We start from the raw sequence: 21,787 nt of genomic DNA, 5'->3' as shown, positions 1-21,787 counted from the left end.
AGCAACTTATCTATGCCGCCGGGGTTCAAGCCCCCGCAACATTGCGCCTCACCGGGCGAACCCGGCTTGGCGTCGATTCTACTGCTCCGTGTCATCGCCTTCACCACGCCCTTCGGCAATCTGCGAGGCGCATTCCAGCAACCAACCACATTCTGCGTGCAGCCTGGCAAAACGAAAAAGGCCGCAGGAGAATTCCTGCGGCCTGTTCGGGCGCAAATTGCCAACGCAGCAGACTCACGCCCGCCGGTCCGTCACTTCTGGTTATGCATCCAGCTGACGATAATGCTGACCACAATGCCAGCGATTATCGGCGCCGCCAGATCGTCCCATAAGATAAGACCTAACTGTGTGAGCGTCATAGAGCCGCCTGTATTGCAATGGCAACCGTTCGCGGCTATCTTTAACTTGTCTGGAGTTGTCGATAGCCCTCGTTCAGTTGCCTGGTTAACACCAGCAACGTGCGAGGGTTTTCTCTTTCCAGCAACTTATCTATGCCGCCGGGGTTCAAGCCCCCGCAACATTGCGCCTCACCGGGTGAACCCGGCTTGGCGTCGATTCTACTGCTCCGTGTCATCGCCTTCACCACGCCCTTCGGCAATCTGCGAGGCGCATTCCAGCCCACCCCCGCAGAATTCATCACGCGACAACCCGCCTACCATCACGCTCGCGCTTTCTCCGGATTCTCATCCTGATCAACGGCAAAGCAGGCCACCAGTTGGCCGCCGTAATCCTTTAGCTGCGGCTGAAGCTGGGTGCATGGGCCAAAGCGTCGGCGGCAGCGCGCATTGAAGGCGCAGCCCGGCGGCGGATTCAGCGGGCTCGGCAGTTCGCCGGTCAGCTTGATACGCTCGCGACGATCGTCCGGGTTCAGACGCGGCGTCGCCGACAATAGTGCCTGGGTATACGGATGACGTGGGTTATTAAAGATCTGGTCTTTGGTCCCCTTCTCCACGCAGCGGCCAAGATACATCACCATAACTTCATCAGCGATGTGCTCAACGACCGATAAGTCGTGGGAGATAAACACGTAGGACAAACCTAAATCCTGCTGCAGGTCCATCATCAGGTTCAGCACCTGCGCACGTACCGAAACATCCAGCGCGGAAACCGGCTCATCGGCAATCACCACATCCGGATCCAGCATCAGCCCGCGGGCAATAGCGATACGCTGACGCTGACCGCCGGAGAACATATGCGGGTAGCGATCGTAATGCTCCGTTTTGAGGCCCACCTTCGCCATCATCGCCAGCGCCTTTTCACGTCGCTGCTCTTTGCTCAGACTGCTGTTAATCAACAGCGGCTCTTCCAGAATCTGCCCCACTTTTTTACGTGGGTTCAGCGAGCCATACGGGTTCTGGAACACAATCTGGATTTTTTGCCGCCGCAGCTTTTGCGCCTGCGGGTCGTGCTTAAGCAGATCCTGCCCTTGATAATACAGCTCGCCGCCGGTCGGAATTTCAATCATCGTCAGCAAACGACCCAGCGTCGATTTGCCGCAGCCTGATTCCCCCACCACTGCCAGCGTTTTACCGCGCTCAAGAGTAAAGGAGACGCCGTCCAGCGCTTTCACCAGCCGTTCCGGAGCAAACAGCCCCTTCTTTACCGGATAGTGTTTTTTCAGATCAATGGCCTGCAACAGCGGTTGTTGCGTGGCGACCTTTTGCGTACTCATAATCCAGGCCTCCCGGCATCATCGAGTGGGTAGTGGCATTTAGACTGACGGCCGCCGTCGAGATCCGCGAGCGCGGGCTCTTCGCTCCGGCATTTATCCGTTGCATAGGGGCAGCGCGGGTTCAGCAGGCAACCATTCGGACGATCGTATTTCCCCGGCACCACGCCCGGTAACGACGCCAGACGCGCTTTATCCTGGGCAAACTCCGGCAGCGCGCGCAGCAGCGCTTGGGTGTAAGGATGACGCGGCGCGCGGAAGATATCTTTCGCATCGCCGGTCTCCACCACCTGACCCGCGTACATGACGATAATTTTATGCGCGGCTTCCGCTACGAGCGCCAGATCGTGGGTAATCAGCACCAACGCCATATTCTCTTGCTGCTGCAACTCCAGCAGCAGTTCGATAATCTGCGCCTGGATGGTCACATCCAGCGCGGTGGTCGGTTCATCGGCAATCAGTAGCTTTGGCCGGCAGGCGATCGCCATCGCGATCATCACGCGCTGGCTCATCCCACCCGAAAGCTGGTGCGGATAAACGTCCAGCCGCGACGCCGGGTCAGGAATACCCACCAGGTTCAGCAGATCGATCGCCCGCTGGCGGCGGGTTTGCTTATTGCCGCCCTGATGGACCTTAATCGCTTCCATAATCTGGTAGCCGACGGTAAAGCACGGGTTGAGGCTGGTCATCGGATCCTGGAAGATCATCGCCACTTCCGCCCCCACCAGCTGGCGCCGCTCTTTTTCCGAAATACGCTGCAAATCGCGGCCGTTAAATTCCAGTTTGTCCGCCATCACCCGGCCGGGGTAATCAATCAGCCCCATAATCGCCAGCGAGCTCACCGACTTACCGGAACCCGATTCACCCACGATGCCAACTACTTCACCCTGCTTCACGCTATAGCTGATGCGGTCTACGGCGCGGAACGGCGCATTCTCATCGCCGAAATGCACCGATAACTTATCTACATTTAATAACGCCATCTCGAACCTCTTACTGCTTCAGTTTGGGATCGAGCGCGTCACGCAGACCGTCACCCATCAGGTTAAATGCCAGCACCGTCAGCAGGATCGCCACACCCGGGAAGGTCACCACCCACCAGGCGCTTTGCGCGAACTGCAACACGTCGGAGAGCATGGTGCCCCACTCAGGCGTCGGCGGCTGCGCGCCCATGCCGAGGAACCCCAGCGCTGCCATGTCGAGAATGGCGTTAGAAAAGCCCAGCGACGCCTGAACAATCAGCGGCGCAAGACAGTTAGGGAGAATATTAACGAACATCTGGCGCATTGCGCCGGCGCCCGCCACGCGTGAAGCGGTAACGTAATCGCGGTGCACTTCCACCAGCACCGCCGCACGCGTCAGACGCACATAGTGCGGTAGGGCGACGAAGGTGAGCGCCAGCGAAGCATTGACGATTGATGGTCCGAAGATAGCCACCAGCACCAACGCCAGCAGCAAGCTCGGCAGCGCCAGCATGATATCGACCACACGCATGATGATGGAGTCCACCACCCCGCCGAAATAGCCAGCAACCAGCCCCAGCACCACGCCGAGGATCAGCGACAGCACCACCACCAGACAGCCCACCAGCAGCGACAGGCGCGCGCCGTACATCAGGCGCGAGAGAATATCGCGACCCACATCATCGGTGCCTAGCAGATGCGCCAGGCTGCCGCCATCCTGCCAGAACGGCGGCGCCAGCAGCGAATCACGGAACTGATCCGCCGGGTTATAAGGGGCGAGAAAGTTGGCGAATACCGCGATGATAATCATCACCGCCACATACACCAACCCGACGACGGCACCCTTATTGCGTTTGAAATAGTGCCAGAACTCCTGCAGCGGGGTCATTGGCACCGGTGCGGCGACAACTTTATTTTCTGTAATTTGTGACATGATGGCCCCTTACTTCTTATGCCGGATACGCGGGTTCACCACGCCATACAGCAGGTCGACCAGCAGGTTGACGAGAATAATCATCGTCGCCACCAGCAGAACCCCGCCCTGCACAACGGGATAATCGCGGCGCTGTAGCGCATCGATGAGCCAGCGGCCTAAACCTGGCCACGAAAAAATGGTTTCGGTCAGAATGGCGCCCGCCAGCAGCGTGCCCACCTGCAGACCAATCACCGTCACTACCGGCAACATCGCGTTGCGTAGCGCATGGATGACAATCACCCGCATGCGGGTCAGCCCCTTGGCGCGAGCGGTACGGATGTAATCCTCGCCCAGCACTTCCAGCATCGACGATCGGGTCATACGCACGATCACCGCCAGCGGAATCGTGCCCAGCACGATGGCGGGTAGGATCATATGCATTAAGGCATCGATAAAGTCGCCCTGCTCGCCCCAGATAGCGGTGTCAATCAGCATAAAACCGGTCAGCGGCAGGGTATCGTCAAGGAATACCGTATCACTGATACGCCCGGAGACCGGCGTCAGGTTCAGCTGTACCGAAACCAGCATAATCAGCATCATGCCCCACCAGAAGATAGGCATCGAGTAGCCAGTCAGCGCCAGGCCCACGGCGGTGTGGTCAAAGATGGAGCCGCGTTTTACCGCAGCCAGCACGCCCACCGGAATACCGACCGCGACGGCGAAAATCATCGCGCAGACGCCCAGTTCGAGGGTGGCCTTGAAGCGAGGCACAAACTCTTGCCACACGGGAATTCGGCTTTTCAGCGAGATCCCTAAATCACCGTGCAGTACGCCCCAAATATAATGGGCATATTGCTGCCACAGCGGCTTATCAAGGCCCATTTCGGCCAGCAGCTGCGCGTGACGTTCGGGGGAAATACCACGTTCGCCCGCCATAATCATCACCGGATCGCCGGGGATCATATGAACGAAAGCAAAGGTGAGAAGGGTAATACCGATAAATGTCGGGATGACGAGTCCCAAACGTCGGAGAATAAACTGCAACATAACCCGGTTTCTCTATAGTGACGCCAGGCCTGGTGACAAGGCGTCTGTATTGCTCACAAAAGTATTCCCCGAATAGCGGGAATACGCCCCCCGCCTCTCCCGCGCGGGGAGAGGGGGTCAGGCATCGTGCTTATTATTCGACAGAGACGTTATCGAAGTGGTGTTTGCCAAGCGGATCAACCACATAGCCTTTGACTTCTTTACGCACTGGCTCGTAAACGGTGGAGTGGGCGATGATCAGCGCCGGAGCCTGGTCATGCATCACTACCTGAGCCTGTTTGTACAGTTCAATACGCTTGTTGTGGTCGTCGGTGGCGCGCGCCGGTTGAATGAGGTCTTCAAACGGCTTATAGCACCAGCGAGAGTAGTTAGAGCCGTCTTTCGCCGCAGCGCAGCTGAACAGGGTCGCGAAGAAGTTATCCGGATCCCCGTTGTCGCCGGTCCAGCCCATCATCACGGTCTGATGCTCGCCCGCTTTCGCGCGTTTCAGGTACTCGCCCCACTCGTAGGTGACGATCTTGGCCTGTACGCCAACTTTCGCCCAGTCGGCCTGGATCATTTCAGCCATACGGCGCGCGTTCGGGTTATACGGACGCTGTACCGGCATTGCCCACAGGTCAATGGTGAAGCCTTTTTCCATGCCTGCTTCTTTCAGCAGTTGCTTCGCCTTCTCAGGATCGTAGGTATAGTCTTTAACGTCATCGTTATAGCCCCACATGGTCGGCGGGATCAGGTTCTTCGCCGACTGGCCTGCGCCCTGGTAAACGGCTTTGATGATCGCTTCTTTGTTCACCGCATAGGTCAGCGCCTGGCGAACTTTGACGTTATCCAGCGGTTTTTTCTCGGTGTTGAAGGAGAGATAACCCACGTTCAGACCCGGCTGTTCCAGCAGGTTGATGTTTTTATCTTCCTTCATGCGCGCGATGTCAGCCGGGTTCGGATACGGCATCACCTGGCATTCGTTTTTCTGCAGCTTGGCGTAGCGTACGGAAGCGTCGGGAGTGATGGAGAAGACCAGGCGATCGATCTGCGGCTTGGTGCCCCAGTAGCCCGGGAAGGCTTTATACAGAATGCGCGAGTCTTTTTGGTACTGCAGCAGTTGGAATGGACCGGTACCGATTGGGTTAAGGTCTACTTTTTCCGGCGTGCCGGCTTTCAGCATATTGTCGGCATACTCTTTCGACAGGATAGAAGCAAAGTCCATCGCCAGGTCAGCAAGGAACGGCGCTTCCGGGCGAGTCAGCACGAACTGGACGGTATTATCGTCCACTTTCTTCACTTCGCTAATCAGGTCCTGCAGGCCCATCCCTTCGAAGTACTCATAGCTGCCGCCTGAGACTTTATGGTACGGGTTTTTGTCATTTTTCTGGCGGTCGAAGGAGAACACCACGTCGTCGGCATTCAGCTCGCGCGTTGGTTTAAAGTCTTTATTATCCTGCCACTTCACGCCTTTACGCAGGTGGAAGGTATAGGTTTTACCGTCCTCGCTGACATCCCACTTCTCAGCCAGGCCAGGAATAACTTCTGTCGTACCGGTTTTGAATTCAACCAGGCGGTTGTAAATAGGCACCGAGCTGGCGTCATAGGTGGTACCAGAGGTGAATAGCTGTGGGTTAAAGCCTTCCGGCGAACCTTCAGAACAATAAACCAGGGTTTTAGCTTGTACGCTTGCGGCGACGGTCATGGCGACCAGGCTCAGACCAAGCTTCAGCATCCCTGACTTTTTCAAGGAAATACTCATTATTCTGCTCCAAAACTGTGATGTTGTTTGCATATAGCCGCCAGACCTTTATTTATTTTTTACCCGGTCTGGTCGGTGGTGCCCGAAGGCGTTGAGAGAGATGGGGATTCCGTTCGCTAAAACGACTGAGTTGCAGTACGGATTCTCCATGAAATGCCCCTCATGCCGTACAATCTGTCAACAGAATGGAGAAACGTCAATACAGCTAACCGGGTTTTGCGTCAGGGGTGAGAATCGGTGGGCAAAGATTAAAAAAACTTGATGGCGCTATTTTCAGCAGAGAAATTTATGCTACCGGCAATAAACCAGAATAAAGCCCTTAATAGTTTGCAACATCTGGTGATAAACAATTCTTAAAAATGGTGAAAATTTCTTCCCGTGTGACCATTATGTGAGCGATTAATAGCGCGAACGTTAAAACGCACAGCGGAAAATGCTGTAGTTAGCCATAAGCTTCGCGAAAAAAGATCTGTTCATCGATAAAAAAATGCAATGGAAGATGTCACAAAATAGCGAATAGCTGGCGAGATACCTGGGGAGATGCGATTTTTGTGACTCTGGCGGGGTTTTCGCCCCGGCTTGCGCTGCGCTGAGCCGGGCTACCGGGCTGCGATCGAGTCGAACCTTTGCCCCCGGAGGTTCTCATCCTCTTCGGGCCGCAGATGCAAAAAAGCCTGCTCGTTGAGCAGGCTTTTCGAATTTGGTCGGTGATAGAGGATGACTCGCCACTTCGTGGCTCGCCCTACGGGCCGTTGCTGACGCAACGTTCTCTCGCTACGCTCGAGTCGAACCTCTGCCCCCGGAGGTTCTCATCCTCTTCGGGCCGCAGATGCAAAAAAGCCTGCTCATTGAGCAGGCTTTTCGAATTTGGTCGGTGATAGAGGATTCGAACCTCCGACCCCTTCGTCCCGAACGAAGTGCGCTACCAGGCTGCGCCAATCACCGAATGCGGGGCGCATCTTACTGCTGGGATGCACCCCCGTCAATGCCTTATTAGCAAAAAATCAATCAAGCGGCGAGAATCTCGCCACTACTGCTATTCCTTCGCCGCTTTCTTCGAAGCCGGTACGCGACACCAATTGTTGTTTTCATTAATCCCGCCATCCGGCGAGGTATAACCAAGACAACCCATAATGGTGTCATACAGCTCAACGTGACGGTGCGGAGCCTTCGTCGCCGCCTGCTGCTTGAGACGCGCAAAGGAGGCGGCATGGTCCGGGTTCGCCAGATATTTATCCGACATCCAGACCATCATCGGCACGCGGAACTGCTCCGGCGGCGCCATCATGCGCGGCGTACCGTGCAGATGTTCGTGTTCATTAATCGACTCGCCGTGATCGGCGGCGTAGAACACGATAGCCTTTTTATCCCGCAGTTGGTCCAGCACGCTGACGATAAAGTGATCCACGTAGGTGACGCTGTTATCGTAGGAGTTAATCAACTCGGCCTTCGAGCATTTGCTGTCCACGCCGATACACTCCGGTTTCCATTGCGCGAAGCTGCGCGGATAACGCTGGGTGTAGTTAAAGTGCGATCCCTTGGTATGCAGGATAATCAAGCGCTTGCCATCAGGATTTTGCTCCATGCCGCGCTTCATTTCATCGACCAGCAGCATATCATCCACGTTCTTGCCGCGATTGCGCGGCTCGGCGCCGATCTGCTCGCGATAGGCGATATTGTTGGCCATCGTATTGCTGTAGAACCACATCTCACTCTGCATGGCGTACAGGTCGCCTGCAAAGCCCAGCTGATGCAGTACGGCAAACACATTCTGCTCTTTCAGCGTCCGTTGCGGATTATCATCCGCCCCGCCCTCGCGTACGAACATACAGCGCAACGATAACTTGGTGGCGGTATCGCAAGAGGTGCCGCGGAAGGCGACAAGATTCTTCTCCTGCGCCAGCTTCGGCGTGGTATTACGGTTATAGCCGAGAATACCCATATGATCCCAGCGGGTGGTCTCGCCGATAATAAACACCACGTAAGTATCATCAAGATCCTGCGGCGCCACATAGGTAAATTTTTTCGCTGGGTTAATCAGCGACTTATTATCAGACGATTCATCCACCTGCGCCCAGGCGTACAGCCCAAGCGCCGACAGCCAGTTCGAAGGCAGATACGAGTTGGCAATGACGCCGCCGTAGCTTGGCATATCGACTTCAGAGTTACGCTCGATATCATGCTGACGTAGCTCAAGCAGGCGAATCGGCCCCCAGACCATCAGCCCGGCCAGCACGACTATCAGGATATTTTTCACCCGCTGACCCGGCGTTTTGACCTGTTGCAGCAGCGTCTTACGGCAGCGGTTGCTCCAGATAAGAAGGAGCGGCAAAACGCTAACCGCGGCCAGCCACAGGATCAGATGCCAGCCGATAACCTCTTTCGACAGGTCAATATCGGTGGTCATCACCGAAGCGATTATGCCGTAGCCAATGACCACATTAAGGAAAGTCATGTAATAACTTGCCCCAGCGGAAAACAACACCACCAGCGTAGCTAAGATGCGCCAGACCCGGCGACCAAATAACGAGAGCAGACGCAGCAGGAAGAAGGTGACCAGCACCGTCGCCACCAGTTCCACCACTCCGGACAACCCTTTCCAGACGGTAAACTCTTGAGCGTAACCATCGAAACGACGGAAAAACACCGCGGCGTTCATAAACCAGCCGATGTACAGCGCAAGCCAAAAACTCAGCTTCTGCTGTGACATCGTTTTAATGTATTTCATGCAAGCAAACCTGGGAAACGAAGAGATAAAACCGCCCTGATTAAAACGATATAAACAGGAAGATTAATTAAGTGCGTCTGGGTTGGTTATCGGAAACCTCTACAAAGCGCGCTAAGTAGACCACAGCAAATGGCAAAAGTATCCGCGAGGAATGTGATTCAGCCAGATATTTACAAAATATCTGGCTGGCAAGGCATTATTAGCTTAGGAAAGGTGACGCTATCAGGCGTGCGCCTGGTGGTAAATTTCGCTTTTCGGCTGGCGAATTGTGGTGGAAAGCGCCAGTGACAAAATCAGCAGAGCGAAGATGACACAGAAGGTGACATAGAAGCCGCCGAACACGGAGGCAATCAGCGAACCGCAAATACTACCGATACCGAAGCCGAGATAAATCACACCGTAGTTTTTCGCCAGGTTATTGAGGCCAAAGAACTCGCTTACCAGCGAAGGGAAGACGGTAATGGTGCCGCCGAAGTTAAAGGCCACACAGGCAATCGCTGCAAAGAAGGTCATCGCATTTAGCGGCGCGAACAGCAGGGCCGCCATACCGACCAGGGAGACCACCTGACCGATGGTAATCACGCGGATACGGGAGATCTTATCAGACAGGATGCCCAGCACCAGGCGGCCGCTCAGGTTGGCGATAGAAATCACGGTAACCGCATTCGCCGCCGTCGCCACATCGAGGTGCACCATACCCTGGGCGATATCTTTTGCTACGCCAATCACATACAGTCCGCTCATGCAGGCCGTCAGGAACATCACCGCCAGCATCCAGTACTGCGGTTTACGCATGGATTCAGCGAGGGTGAAATCATTTTCGACGACGCCGTTAGCGGTGGTTGTCGCGGGATGATTCGGCGCATCTTTCATCAGGGTGGCGCCAAAGACGATCATCACCAGTACGATAGCGCCCCAGATAACAAAGGTTTTTTCCAGCCCGACCGTCGCCAACAGGTGGCTATCGATAAATTTAAAACCGAGGCTGCCAAGGCCATAAGCGCCAATCGAGAAGGCGGAAATCAGACCCTTACGTTCCGGGAACCACTTCACGCAGTTCGACAACGTCAGCAGATAGCCCGCGCCGTCCGCCAGACCGACCAGCAGGCCGGCGCTCAGCCACAGCATCATCAGGCTGTTGGCATGGGCCGTGAGGAAAAACCCGACGCCAAGCAGGATACCGGATGCCATGGTGACGCGTTTCACGCCAAAGCGTTCCTGCAATTTACCGGCAACGGAAGAGGATAACGCCAGCCCAAGACTTAACAGGCCGAAGGAAAATGCCACCTGGCTTACTGGCTCGTCCAGTTTGCTGGCCAGAGAACTATTAAACAAACTCCATGTATAAACCGATCCCAGTGCGAATTGCGTAATGATCGTGCCAATCAGCGTGAGCCAACGGGTATATTGAGTGTTTGCAGCGTTCATAGCAGATGTCCTGAAGGATTAACTGCCGCCACAATAACCAAATCCCCAAATCCGGTGGGGGAAAACGGCATGAACTGCCATCAACGAGGAATGAAATGCATTTATGGCGGAATGAATGACATTGCAAAACATTCATTCCCTAAATTTTACCTAAAAAGTTAGTGTGCGCTATCTCACAGAAACGCGCCGTTACTGAGATTTAACAGTAACGACTGAGTTTCAAATGCGTAACAAAACAGGTTAGAAATTGGCGCTGACGCCCATCAGATATAGCGTGTTTTCACCCGACGGCACATTATCCGCCTGCGAAAGTGTGGCCCATGCCGCCAGATGAGAACCAAGCGGCATATCGGCGCCCAGCGTCACATCGCCCCAGCTACCGTCTTTGCCGCGGCTAATCGACGCATTGTTATCGATAGAGATAGACTGGTTATAGCTCACCTGCGCCCATGGATGCACGCCCCACAGCTGCTGATAATCCATACGCCAGCCGAGCGTGTTGACGTAAATACTTTCGCCCGCGCGACGCGTCGCTGGCGGCGGGTTGAGATCGCTACGCAAGCTGGCGACCGGCCCGGAGGTCACGCCGCTGGCCAGTGAATAGTTCCATCCCACGCTCATGCCGTGCCCCAAATCCGGCGGCGCCAGCGCCTGATTCAATGCCAGTCCGGCGGGCGCTTCTGACGCTCTCATACGCTCGGCAAGAATGTCTTCATAACGCGGTTGGTGATCGCTATCCCATGTATAGCGTTCGGACGTATTACTTTTTGTATCGTTAGCGATATATTCCTGTTGCCAGGCATTAGCGCCTGAAACACACGACACCCAGATAGTGATGCACGCCGGGATCAACCCACCCCGGAGGCCATTGCATTTCTTTATTATCATTAATGCGACTCCAAAAGAGCCGAATCGGCAATGTTGCTGTGTTTTTATACTCAAAATAATTCGAGCTGCCGCCCACTTCTACGCAACTTGAAGTATAAGGAGTTGATGGGAAGTGGTTTCCCTGTATTAACTATTATCTTTATCTTTCAGCCGTCAAGGCGGATGAAAAAGTTTTCTGACGAAAGGGAGAGAAACATGCAACGTTGCGGATGGGTAAGCCAGGATCCTCTTTATATCCAGTATCACGATAACGAATGGGGAGTCGCCGAGAGAACGCCGCAAAAGCTGTTTGAAATGATCTGCCTCGAAGGCCAGCAGGCGGGGCTTTCGTGGATAACCGTACTGAAAAAACGGGAAAACTATCGTCAGGCCTTTCACCAGTTCGACCCAGTTCGCGTAGCGGCCATGGATGAAGCAGACGTCGAGCGCCTGCTACAGGATGCGGGCATCATCCGCCATCGGGGAAAGATCCAGGCCATCATCGGCAATGCGCGGGCGTTTCTCGCCATGGAAGCCAACGGCGAAGCATTCAGCGATTTCGTCTGGTCATTTGTCGAGAACCAGCCGCAAATTACCCATGCCGCGACGCTCGCCGAAATCCCCACCACCACACCAGCCTCTGATGCCCTATCTAAGGCGCTGAAAAAGCGCGGCTTTAAGTTTGTCGGCTCCACCATCTGTTATTCGTTTATGCAGGCCTGCGGGTTAGTCAACGATCACGTGACAGGCTGCTTTTGCCACCCAGGGAGACCAGCATGATCCAAAAATGGGATGCCACAGAGACCGGCCCGCTGCTCGAGTTGTGGCTGGAAAGCACCATTTATGCGCATCCGTTTATTGCCGAAAGCTACTGGCGGGAGAGTCTGGAAGTCGTGCGTGATGTCTATCTCCCCGCCGCCGCCACTTGGGTGTGGCAGGAGAATGACGCGCTGAAAGGGTTTGTCAGCGTGATGGATTCGCGCTTCGTCGGGGCGCTTTTCGTCGCCCCGCAAGCGATCCGCCACGGTATCGGCCGCGCGCTGCTTGATGAGGTCAAGCAGCACTACGACTGGCTAAGCCTGGAGGTTTATCAGAAAAACGTGCGGGCGGTGAATTTCTACCACGCGCAGGGCTTCCGAATAGAAGACTGCGCATGGCAGGACGACACCCAGCACCCAACCTGGATTATGCATTGGCCGGCGGATCAAATGCGCTGAGCGCCAGCGCGGGCCCATCATATTTTTCCAGCCATGCCAGCGCCGTATTCCCGGCGCAACCGTTGCCCAGACGCGAGGTCGGAATATCTTTCGTCAGCACGTTCACCGCACCGTTTTTGCATATTCCGGCATCGGGGTCGATATCCGGCCATGCGCCTTCATGCAGGCAAATCACCCCCGGACGAATACCTTCCGTGACCACCGCGCCGGCCAGTACCTGACCACGTGAATTCCACACCCGCACCAGATCGCCGTCGGTGATATTGCGCGCCTGCGCGTCCAGCGGATGGATAGTCAGCGGCTCACGCCCGGCCACCGCATACCTTTCGCGCAGCGAGGTCTGGTTCAACTGGCTATGCAGGCGGTGCGCCGGATGGGCGGAAAGCACCTGTAGCTGACCTTCCTCGGCGTTGCCGTGCCACTCATCAGGTTCGAGCCACATCGGGTGCGGCGGACAATCGGCATAGCCAAAGCCGGCAATGGTCGGCGAGTGAATTTCAATTTTCCCGCTCGCGGTTTTTAACGGGTTAGCCTGCGGGTCTGCGCGGAATGCCGCGAAACGAGAGAAACGGGCGTTATCCGGGTTTTCCGGCATTTCAATTAGCTGGTTAGCCTGCCAGAATTCGGCAAACGGCGGCAGCGTCACCTGCTGCTGCGCCCCGCGCTGGGCGGCAATCTGGTAGAAGCTCTCCAGCCATTGCAAATCGTTTTTTCCTTCGGTGAAGCGTTCGCGGCCGCCCGCCTCCCAGCGTTCGCTCAGATCCGCAAAGACATCAAAATCGTCGCGCGCTTCATCGCGTGGCGCGACCACCCGCTTCATCGGCACCAGATGCTGATTGCTGTAGTCCCCGGTCATGGTCAGATCGTTGCGCTCAAACGAAGTGGTCGCCGGTAAGACGATATCGGCATGGCGCGCGGCGGCGGTCCAGAAACATTCGGAAATCACAATCAGCTCCGGCTTCTGCCAGGCCTGAATCAGGCGGTTGGTATCTTGATGATGGGTAAAGTTGGCGCCGCCCGCCCACCAGATAAAGCGGATGTCGGGAAAGCGCCGCGTCATCCCGTTGTGCTGATAGCTTGCCCCTGGGTTTTCCAGCGCCTCAACGATACGGGCGACCGGGATTTTTTCCACCGCGTCTACGCCGCCCGCTACGCTGCCCTGCATGGAAGCCAGCACCGCGGCGCGGCGCGTCGGGTTGCCGCCGTTGGCAAAGTGGTAAGAAAGCCCAAAACCGCCGCCTGGCGTGCCAATCTGCCCCAGCATCGCCGCCAGCGTCACCAGCATCCAGTGTTTTTGCTCGCCGAATTGCTGGCGCTGCATGCCCCAGCCGGACATCAGCATGGTGGTGTTTTCGTGGAAAAGTTTCGCCAGTTCACGGATTTTATCCGCCGGTACGCCGCAGATTGCCGCCGCCCATTCGGCGGTTTTGGCGATGCCATCGCTTTCACCACTCAAATAGCGGGCGAAAATGTCATAACCGCTGGTACAGCGGGCGAGGAATTCATCGTCCTGCCAGCCATGCTCTACCAGGGTATGGGCGATCCCCAGCATCAACGCGACGTCAGTGCCCATATGCGGCGCGATCCACTCCATTGATTCGCCAAAGAAATCAACGCTTTCCGATCGCATAGGATCGATGCAGATCAGCCGTTTGCCGCTCTGGCGCAGGCGGTCAAACCAGGGGACCCCTTGTTCATCCGAGGCGTTCCAGGCAATTTTCAGCGTATTCAGCGGATTGGCGCTCCACAGTACCACCACCTCGCTGTGCTCCAGAATAAGCGGCCAGCTGGTTTGCTGTTGATAAACTTCATTACCGCCTACCACATAAGGCATGATCGCCTGCGCCGCGCCGGTTGAATAATCGCCGAGGTGTCCGGTATAGCCCCCGGCAAGACTCATATAGCGCTGCAGCAGGGTTGCCGCCTTATGCAACACGCCGTTAGAACGCCAGCCATAGGAACCGGCGAAAATCGACTGCGGGCCGAAGCTTTCGCGGATCCGTCGATGCTGAGCATCAATCAGGTCAAGCGCCTGCTCCCAGCTTACCCGCACGAATTCATCCTGGCCGCGTACGCCCTGCGGCTGTTGTGGCGAAGCAAGAAAGCCCTTTCGCACCATCGGATAGCGAACGCGAGTTTTACTGTGCACCTGTTCGCGCACCGCCGTTTGCAGCGAGTTGGCGAAGGGGGTGTCCAGCGCGCCGCGGGACGAAATCACATTTTCACCATCCGTCTCCACCAGCATTGGCCCCCAGTGGGCCGCGGTTAAGATGGTTTTAGTTGCAGATGAGGTTGGCAAAGCAGGCTCCTGGGTCAGCGAATGCAGGTGTTGTGACGGTTTGTTAGTCAACCGTTCAATGTTACTTACAAAAAGAGATACCCTGCGGGGAATTTTCTCCGTATTCGGACGTCATAATCAACCGTCACGCTTGCGGTGGCAAAGAATAAAAAGGATTAAGGAAATAAGATGAAAAAACGCGTACTCATGATTGCTGCTATCGTTAGCGGCACACTGGCTATTTCTGGTTGTACTACCAACCCTTATACCGGCGAACGCGAAGCGGGAAAATCCGGCATCGGCGCGGGTATCGGCTCCTTAGTGGGCGCAGGCGTCGGCGCGCTCTCCTCTTCCAAGCATGACCGCGGCAAAGGCGCGCTGATTGGCGCAGCAGCAGGCGCGGCGCTCGGCGGCGGCATCGGTTACTACATGGACGTGCAGGAAGCGAAACTGCGCGAAAAAATGCAGGGAACCGGCGTCAGCGTGACGCGAAATGGCGACAACATCGTGCTTAACATGCCGAATAACGTCACTTTTGACAGCAGCAGCGCCAACCTGAAACCTGCAGGCGCCAACACCCTGACCGGCGTCGCGATGGTGTTGAAAGAGTACGAGAAAACCGCCGTTAACGTCGTCGGCTACACCGATAGCACCGGCAGCAACGATCTGAACATGCGTCTGTCGCAACAGCGTGCCGATAGCGTCGCCAGCGCGCTCATCACTCAGGGCGTGGCGGCCAACCGTATTCGCACCACCGGCATGGGCCCGGCGAACCCGATCGCCAGCAACAGCACGGCGGAAGGCAAAGCGCAGAACCGTCGCGTGGAAATTACCCTCAGCCCGCTGCAGTAATCCTCTTGTTTCCGGCCCGGCAGCCTTCCTGCCGGGCAAAATGCTTGATATCGCTATTTTTCGCGCTAAGGTGTTGGCAGATTTTCAGCAAAGGAAGCCATCATGGCGAAAGCGGCGCGAGCAACCATCAGCGACGTGGCGAAAGCCGCGAAAACCGGTAAAACCAGCATTTCACGCTATCTCAACGGCGAAAAGCATCTGCTTTCCGACGATCTGCTGGCGCGGATTGAGAAAGCGATTGCCGAGCTCAACTACCGTCCCAGCCTGATGGCCCGTGGCCTAAAACATGGTCGTACCCGCCTGATTGGCCTGATCATCGCCGATATCACCAACCCTTACTCCGTGAACGTGTTAAGCGGGATTGAAGCCGCCTGCCGCGAAAAAGGCTTCACCTTGCTGGTGTGTAATACCAACAACGAAATCGATCAGGAGCTTCACTATCTCGACCTCCTACGCAGCTATCAGGTTGAAGGGATTGTGGTTAATGCGGTCGGCATGCGCGAAGAAGGCCTCAACCGCCTGCAGCAATCCTCGCTGCCGATGGTGCTTATCGACCGTAAAATCCCCGATTTCGCCTGTGATGTCGTGGGGTTGGATAACACTCAGGCCGCCACCACCGCCACCGAGCATCTGGTGGAAAAGGGTTTCGAAGCGCTGTTGTTTTTAAGCGAGCCGATAGGCTCCGTAAACACCCGCCGCGAGCGCCTGGACGCCTTTCGCGCGACCCTGCAGCGCCATACCGGAATAGTGGCGGAAAACGCCGAGGTCCCGCTCAACGACGGCGCCATGATGGATAACGTCCTGCGTCAGTTCCACGCCCGCCACCGCGGAATGCGCAAAGCGGTGATTTCCGCCAATGGCGCCCTGACGTTACAGGTCGCCCGTTCACTGAAGCGCGTTGATCTCATCTGGGGCAGCGATATCGGCCTGCTGGGCTTCGATGAGCTGGAATGGGCGGAGCTGGCGGGCGTCGGTATCACCACCCTCAAACAGCCAACCTGGCAGATTGGCTATGCCGCGGTCGAACAGGTCGTCAGACGTATCGAAGGCGGCAGCGACCCCATCTGCGAGCGGGTCTTCTCCGGCGAACTTATCGTCCGGGGATCAACGTCTCGTTAACGATTCATCGTGATGACGATCATAAATTAAACATCCTGGCCTTTTCTTTGGAACCGGTACCATCTAGCGTAATAGGGAGTTAAGCCCCACCACGCCAGGAGTTTGTTCAATGGCCAGAAAAATCATTGTCGTCACCGCCGCTTATGGCAACGACCACGTTAAAGCGCTTGGCGGGCAGTCCGCCGTATTACCCTTTATCGCCGGTTCCGGCGCCGATGGCGTGGAAATTCGCCGCGAGCTGTTCAGCGCGGCGGAACTGAAGCAGTTGCCAACGCTGGCGGCCGACATTGAAAAACAGGGGCTGCTGGCCTGCTACTCCGCGCCGCAAGCGCTGTTCGCCGACAACGGCGAGCTCAATCCCCATCTCCCCTCGTTACTTGAGGAAGCGCAAACCCTCAACGCTCTGTGGCTGAAGCTCTCCCTCGGTCATTTCATCCATAACCAACAGCTGGAGACGCTGCGCGACATTCTGAGCGCCAGCGGCATGGCGCTGGTGGTGGAAAATGACCAGACCGATTGCGGCCAACTGGCGCCGATGCAGCGTTTCAAAGCCGCCTGCCGGGTCCATCAGATGCCGGTGACGCTGACTTTCGACATGGGGAACTGGCTGTGGGTCGGCGATTCGCCGGAAGAAGCCGCGCGCTACCTCGCCCCTGCAGTCAGCTATATTCATGTGAAGGCGGCGGAGCCTCATCATGAGAAGTATCGCGCCGTCCCACCGGACCAGGCGGACGCTCGCTGGCTGGCGCTGCTCGATAACCTGCCCGCCGACGCGCCGCGCGGTATTGAATTCCCGCTGGTCGGTGACGATCTGACCGCCGTCACCCGCCATTACGTTGATCTGTTACGCGAGGATTAAGCCATGGAAAACTTAGATGTCATTACCATTGGCGAAGCCATGGCGATGTTTGTCGCCACCGAAACCGGCGAACTGGAGGAAGTCGAACGCTTTATCAAACGCGTCGCCGGCGCTGAACTGAACGTGGCGACCGGCCTGGCGCGCCTGGGGCTGAAGGTGGGCTGGGTAAGCCGCGTCGGCAACGATAGCTTTGGCCGCTTCGTGCTGAATTCGCTGGCCAAAGAAGGTATTGACGCGCGCGGCGTAGCCGTTGACGAGCGCTACGCTACCGGCTTCCAGATGAAATCTAAAGTCGAAAATGGAACCGATCCCATCGTGGAATATTTCCGTAAAGGATCGGCTGCCAGCCATCTGTCGACGGAAGATTTCCGCGCCGATTACTTCACCAGCGCCCGCCATTTGCACTTAAGCGGCGTCGCCGCCGCGCTGTCCGATAGCTCGTATGCATTGCTGGAACATGCGGCCAGGGTGATGAAAGCCGAAGGGAAAACCCTCTCTTTTGACCCAAACCTGCGCCCGGTACTGTGGAAAAGCGAAGCCGAGATGGTGGAGAAACTGAACCGCCTCGCCTTCCAGGCTGATTGGGTTTTGCCAGGCTTAAAAGAGGGCGTGATTCTTACCGGCCAACAGACGCCGGAAGGTATCGCTGATTTCTATCTGTCGCGCGGCGTTAAGGCGGTGGTGATTAAAACCGGCTGCGACGGCGCATGGTTCAAGACCGCCGACGGCGAACAGGGCGCCATCGCCGCGATTAAAGTCGATAACGTGGTGGACACCGTCGGCGCGGGCGATGGCTTTGCCGTCGGGGTGATCAGCGCGCTGCTGGAAGGCAAAACGCTGACGCAAGCCGTGAACCGCGGTAACAAAATTGGCTCGCTGGCCATTCAGGTACAGGGCGATAGCGAAGGGCTGCCCACCCGCGAAACGCTGGGCGAATAAACTTTTCACCTAAAACAGCCGTCCTGTACCCTACATGCAGCGCGGCACAGCAGCGCCCGTCCCGGCGGGCGTATGTCACCTCATTGACAGAGGCAAGCCTATGAACAGTTCAACAAATGCAGCAAAACGTTGGTGGTACATCATGCCTATCGTGTTTATCACGTATAGCCTGGCGTACCTTGACCGCGCCAACTTCAGCTTTGCATCGGCCGCGGGCATTACCGAAGACCTTGGCATCACTAAAGGCATCTCATCGCTGCTTGGCGCTCTTTTCTTCCTTGGATATTTCTTCTTCCAAATCCCTGGGGCAATTTACGCCGAACGCCGCAGCGTGCGTAAACTTATCTTTATCTGTCTGATCCTTTGGGGCGGCTGCGCCTCGCTGACCGGCGTAGTGCATAACATTCCGGCGCTGGCGGCCATCCGCTTTATCCTTGGCGTGGTGGAAGCGGCGGTCATGCCGGCGATGCTGATTTACATCAGTAACTGGTTCACAAAATCAGAGCGCTCGCGCGCCAACACCTTCCTGATCCTCGGCAACCCGGTCACCGTACTGTGGATGTCGGTCGTATCGGGTTATCTGATCCAGGCCTTCGGCTGGCGTGAAATGTTTATCCTTGAAGGGATCCCTGCGGTGATTTGGGCCTTCTGCTGGTGGGTACTGGTGAAAGACAAACCGTCGCAGGTGAACTGGCTGGCGGAAAGTGAAAAAGCGGCGCTGCAGGAACAGCTGGAGCGCGAACAGCAGGGTATCAAAGCGGTGCGTAACTATGGCGAAGCCTTCCGTTCACGCAACGTGGTACTGCTGTGTATGCAATATTTCGCCTGGAGCATTGGCGTGTACGGTTTCGTACTGTGGCTGCCGTCAATCATCCGCAGCGGCGGCGAAAACATGGGGATGGTCGAGGTAGGCTGGCTCTCTTCAGTACCCTATCTGGCGGCAACGATTGCGATGATCGCCGTCTCCTGGGCTTCCGATAAGATGCAGAACCGTAAGCTGTTTGTCTGGCCGCTGCTGCTCATTGGCGGGCTGGCGTTCATCGGCTCGTGGGCCGTCGGCGCCAACCATTTCTGGGTCTCTTATACCCTGCTGGTGATCGCCGGCGCGGCCATGTACGCCCCGTATGGCCCGTTCTTTGCGATTATCCCGGAGATGCTGCCGCGCAACGTCGCCGGCGGCGCGATGGCGCTGATCAACAGTATGGGAGCGCTGGGTTCCTTCTTTGGCTCGTGGTTCGTCGGCTATCTCAACGGCGCAACCGGCAGTCCGTCCGCCTCGTACATTTTCATGGGTGTGGCGCTTTTCGCCTCGGTATGGCTTACTTTAATTGTTAAGCCTGCTAAGAATCAAAAACTTCCGCTTGGCGCTCATCACGCCTGAACTACTTACGCTACGGAGATTCGCATGAAGCCGTCTGTCATTCTCTATAAAACGCTTCCCGACGACCTGTTACATCGTCTGGAGGAACATTTTTCCGTCACCCAGGTGAAAAACCTGCGTCCGGGAACCGTTTCGCAACACGCGGAGGCCTTCGCCCAGGCGGAAGGTTTACTGGGTTCGAGTGAAAAGGTTGACGCCGCGTTACTGGAGAAAATGCCGAAGCTGCGTGCGACCTCTACCGTTTCCGTCGGCTACGACAATTTTGATGTCGATGCGTTGAACGCGCGCAAGATTTTGCTGATGCATACGCCGACCGTGCTGACCGAAACCGTCGCCGATACGGTGATGGCGCTGGTACTGAGCACCGCGCGTCGGGTGGTTGAGGTCGCTGAACGCGTGAAAGCGGGCGAATGGACCAAAAGCATCGGGCCGGACTGGTTCGGCTGCGATGTGCACCATAAAACCTTAGGCATCGTCGGCATGGGCCGCATTGGCATGGCGCTGGCGCAGCGCGCGCATTTCGGTTTCGGCATGCCGATTCTGTATAACGCGCGTCGTCAGCATCCGCAGGCGGAAGAGCGCTTTAACGCCCGCTACTGCGATCTCGATACCCTGTTACAGGAAGCGGATTTCGTCTGCCTGATCCTGCCGCTGAGCGAAGAGACCCATCACCTGTTCGGCGAAGCGCAGTTTGCCAAAATGAAATCTTCCGCCATCTTCATTAACGCCGGGCGCGGTCCGGTGGTTGACGAGCAGGCGCTGATTGCGGCGCTGCAGGCCGGTGAGATTCACGCCGCCGGTCTTGATGTCTTTGAACATGAACCACTGGCAAAAGATTCGCCATTACTGAAACTGCCGAACGTGGTCGCGCTGCCGCATATTGGTTCAGCGACCCACGAGACCCGCTATAACATGGCGGCCTGCGCGGTAGACAATCTGATTGACGCGTTGAACGGCAAGGTAGAGAAGAACTGCGTGAACCCGCAGGTGAAGTAAGCGAGGAAAGGAAAAGCCCGGCTGACGGCGTTTGCGCAGTCAGCCGGGAGAACAGCGATATATTGATTAACGCGTGGCGTTAACCGCCGCCGTCCAGGCCTGATTAAAGGCCTGATGCTGAGCGGCCAGCGGAGCAATCAGCGCATTATACTGACTCGCCTGTTGAGACGTCGGGAACTGAATACCGTTAGCCACGAAGCTCACCTGCGTCCCCTGCTGAGCGACAAAATCACCCACCTGGACCAGCTGCTGAGTAAAGACCTGCGCGGCCGGGATCAGCGGCTGCAGCGCATTCGCCGGCGCCGTCACGACTTTATTAAACACCTGGTCATAAACCGGCTTAAGGTCTTCAGCCTGCTTCAGCGCGCCATGCGCAGCATCGGCCTGCATTTTGGCGTTTTCCAGCTGCTGGCTCAGCACGCCCAGCGCGCCGTTAGCCTGACGCAGCGGTTCACGCTGAGTGGTATAATCCTGCGCCACGCGAATGGCGTTAACGCTATCAACCACCGGGCGCAAACCCGCATCCATCGCCTGGCTGACCTGCTGTGAATAAGCGTAAATCACCGCATAATCGGAAACGAAGGGGCCGAACTGTTTTTTCTGATCGGCGGTAAGCGTTGGCAGACGTTCGCCGCTACGCATCGCCGTATTCTGCAGGAAGTCGATGAACGCTTTGCGCTGATCGCCTTCTTTATCAAAACACCCACTCAGGCTAACCACCATTAATATGGCCGCAACGGCCGCAAACCAGCGAGAGCAGGACTTTCCTGTCGCCATTTTTTTACTCC

General features: G+C 56.5%; 18 protein-coding genes, 1 tRNA gene, 1 other RNA gene and 1 pseudogene. 8 read left to right on the top strand and 13 right to left on the bottom strand.

What is annotated here, in order from left to right; all coding sequences use genetic code 11:
* Window positions 1-251: 251 nt before the first annotated feature.
* The 11 genes from ACSEMK_RS11340 to ACSEMK_RS11290 all read right to left on the bottom strand — a co-directional run bounded on the left by ACSEMK_RS11340 (window position 252) and on the right by ACSEMK_RS11290 (window position 11,316).
* On the bottom strand, window positions 252-359 hold the full coding sequence (locus ACSEMK_RS11340; RefSeq protein ID WP_015703763.1) for a type I toxin-antitoxin system toxin Ldr family protein: 108 nt from the start codon (window positions 357-359) through the stop codon (window positions 252-254).
* Between the two features lie 299 nt (window positions 360-658).
* Window positions 659-1,672, bottom strand: coding sequence for a dipeptide ABC transporter ATP-binding subunit DppF (gene dppF, locus ACSEMK_RS11335; protein WP_045386512.1), 1,014 nt, complete (start codon window positions 1,670-1,672; stop codon window positions 659-661).
* Window positions 1,669-2,652, bottom strand: coding sequence for a dipeptide ABC transporter ATP-binding protein (dppD, locus tag ACSEMK_RS11330; RefSeq protein ID WP_015703765.1), 984 nt, complete (start codon window positions 2,650-2,652; stop codon window positions 1,669-1,671). The genes dppF and dppD overlap by 4 nt, the downstream gene beginning before the upstream one ends.
* Window positions 2,653-2,662: 10 nt before the next feature.
* Window positions 2,663-3,565: a dipeptide ABC transporter permease DppC gene (dppC, locus tag ACSEMK_RS11325; RefSeq protein WP_020077721.1), complete on the bottom strand. Its 903-nt coding sequence runs from the start codon at window positions 3,563-3,565 to the stop codon at window positions 2,663-2,665.
* Window positions 3,566-3,574: 9 nt separating this feature from the next.
* Window positions 3,575-4,594: a dipeptide ABC transporter permease DppB gene (dppB, locus tag ACSEMK_RS11320; protein WP_002921786.1), complete on the bottom strand. Its 1,020-nt coding sequence runs from the start codon at window positions 4,592-4,594 to the stop codon at window positions 3,575-3,577.
* Window positions 4,595-4,727: 133 nt separating this feature from the next.
* Window positions 4,728-6,335 (bottom strand): dipeptide ABC transporter periplasmic-binding protein DppA, encoded by a 1,608-nt coding sequence (gene dppA / locus ACSEMK_RS11315; RefSeq protein ID WP_015369230.1) that lies wholly within the window; start codon window positions 6,333-6,335, stop codon window positions 4,728-4,730.
* A 701-nt stretch (window positions 6,336-7,036) separates the two neighbouring features.
* A non-coding RNA gene (locus ACSEMK_RS11310) (RtT sRNA) lies at window positions 7,037-7,169 on the bottom strand.
* Window positions 7,170-7,203: 34 nt separating this feature from the next.
* Window positions 7,204-7,280: transfer RNA gene (locus tag ACSEMK_RS11305), tRNA-Pro, on the bottom strand.
* 91 nt (window positions 7,281-7,371) lie between these two features.
* The gene (gene eptB / locus ACSEMK_RS11300) at window positions 7,372-9,063 is read right to left on the bottom strand and encodes a kdo(2)-lipid A phosphoethanolamine 7''-transferase (protein ID WP_087858983.1); all 1,692 of its coding nucleotides are present in this window, start codon (window positions 9,061-9,063) and stop codon (window positions 7,372-7,374) included.
* Between the two features lie 222 nt (window positions 9,064-9,285).
* Window positions 9,286-10,491, bottom strand: coding sequence for an L-lactate MFS transporter (locus tag ACSEMK_RS11295; RefSeq protein WP_020077719.1), 1,206 nt, complete (start codon window positions 10,489-10,491; stop codon window positions 9,286-9,288).
* A 240-nt stretch (window positions 10,492-10,731) separates the two neighbouring features.
* Complete coding sequence (locus ACSEMK_RS11290; RefSeq protein WP_162750192.1) at window positions 10,732-11,316, bottom strand: autotransporter outer membrane beta-barrel domain-containing protein; 585 nt, start codon at window positions 11,314-11,316, stop codon at window positions 10,732-10,734.
* Between the two features lie 258 nt (window positions 11,317-11,574).
* Here ACSEMK_RS11290 and tag point away from each other — a divergent pair.
* Window positions 11,575-12,151: pseudogene (gene tag / locus ACSEMK_RS11285) on the top strand (DNA-3-methyladenine glycosylase I); the annotation flags it as partial.
* The gene (locus ACSEMK_RS11280) at window positions 12,135-12,575 is read left to right on the top strand and encodes an N-acetyltransferase (protein WP_042893599.1); all 441 of its coding nucleotides are present in this window, start codon (window positions 12,135-12,137) and stop codon (window positions 12,573-12,575) included. The pseudogene tag and the gene ACSEMK_RS11280, both read left to right, overlap by 17 nt.
* Here ACSEMK_RS11280 and ACSEMK_RS11275 read toward each other — a convergent pair.
* Window positions 12,544-14,874 (bottom strand): molybdopterin guanine dinucleotide-containing S/N-oxide reductase, encoded by a 2,331-nt coding sequence (locus tag ACSEMK_RS11275; protein ID WP_113374009.1) that lies wholly within the window; start codon window positions 14,872-14,874, stop codon window positions 12,544-12,546. The two genes, ACSEMK_RS11280 and ACSEMK_RS11275, sit on opposite strands and share 32 nt — an antisense overlap.
* 168 nt (window positions 14,875-15,042) lie before the next feature.
* Here ACSEMK_RS11275 and ACSEMK_RS11270 point away from each other — a divergent pair, with 168 nt between their 5' ends.
* From ACSEMK_RS11270 to ghrB, 6 genes are all read left to right on the top strand, one after another.
* A complete protein-coding gene (locus ACSEMK_RS11270; RefSeq protein ID WP_015369222.1) occupies window positions 15,043-15,705 on the top strand; it encodes an OmpA family lipoprotein in 663 nt (220 codons plus the stop codon).
* A gap of 102 nt (window positions 15,706-15,807) precedes the next feature.
* Entirely contained in the window at window positions 15,808-16,824 is a 1,017-nt protein-coding gene (locus tag ACSEMK_RS11265; RefSeq protein ID WP_087858980.1) for a LacI family DNA-binding transcriptional regulator, read from the top strand.
* Window positions 16,825-16,933: 109 nt separating this feature from the next.
* The gene (locus ACSEMK_RS11260) at window positions 16,934-17,683 is read left to right on the top strand and encodes a sugar phosphate isomerase/epimerase family protein (RefSeq protein ID WP_045375376.1); all 750 of its coding nucleotides are present in this window, start codon (window positions 16,934-16,936) and stop codon (window positions 17,681-17,683) included.
* A gap of 3 nt (window positions 17,684-17,686) precedes the next feature.
* A complete protein-coding gene (locus ACSEMK_RS11255; protein WP_271032724.1) occupies window positions 17,687-18,622 on the top strand; it encodes a sugar kinase in 936 nt (311 codons plus the stop codon).
* A 100-nt stretch (window positions 18,623-18,722) separates the two neighbouring features.
* A complete protein-coding gene (locus ACSEMK_RS11250) occupies window positions 18,723-20,003 on the top strand; it encodes an MFS transporter (protein ID WP_087858977.1) in 1,281 nt (426 codons plus the stop codon).
* 24 nt (window positions 20,004-20,027) lie between these two features.
* Window positions 20,028-20,999 carry a glyoxylate/hydroxypyruvate reductase GhrB gene (gene ghrB / locus ACSEMK_RS11245; protein ID WP_395226689.1) on the top strand — a complete coding sequence of 324 codons (972 nt, stop codon included), beginning with the start codon at window positions 20,028-20,030 and terminating at the stop codon, window positions 20,997-20,999.
* A gap of 66 nt (window positions 21,000-21,065) precedes the next feature.
* On the opposite strand, the gene ACSEMK_RS11240 is transcribed toward ghrB, so the two are convergent.
* Window positions 21,066-21,776 (bottom strand): DUF3053 domain-containing protein, encoded by a 711-nt coding sequence (locus tag ACSEMK_RS11240; protein WP_316425032.1) that lies wholly within the window; start codon window positions 21,774-21,776, stop codon window positions 21,066-21,068.
* Window positions 21,777-21,787: the final 11 nt, after the last annotated feature.

This window comes from Klebsiella sp. K-3, from assembly GCF_051207495.1.
GTDB classification, from domain to species: domain Bacteria; phylum Pseudomonadota; class Gammaproteobacteria; order Enterobacterales; family Enterobacteriaceae; genus Klebsiella; species Klebsiella aerogenes.
Note: the sequence above shows the minus strand (reverse complement) of the source record. Positions and strands in the feature narration are given on the sequence as shown.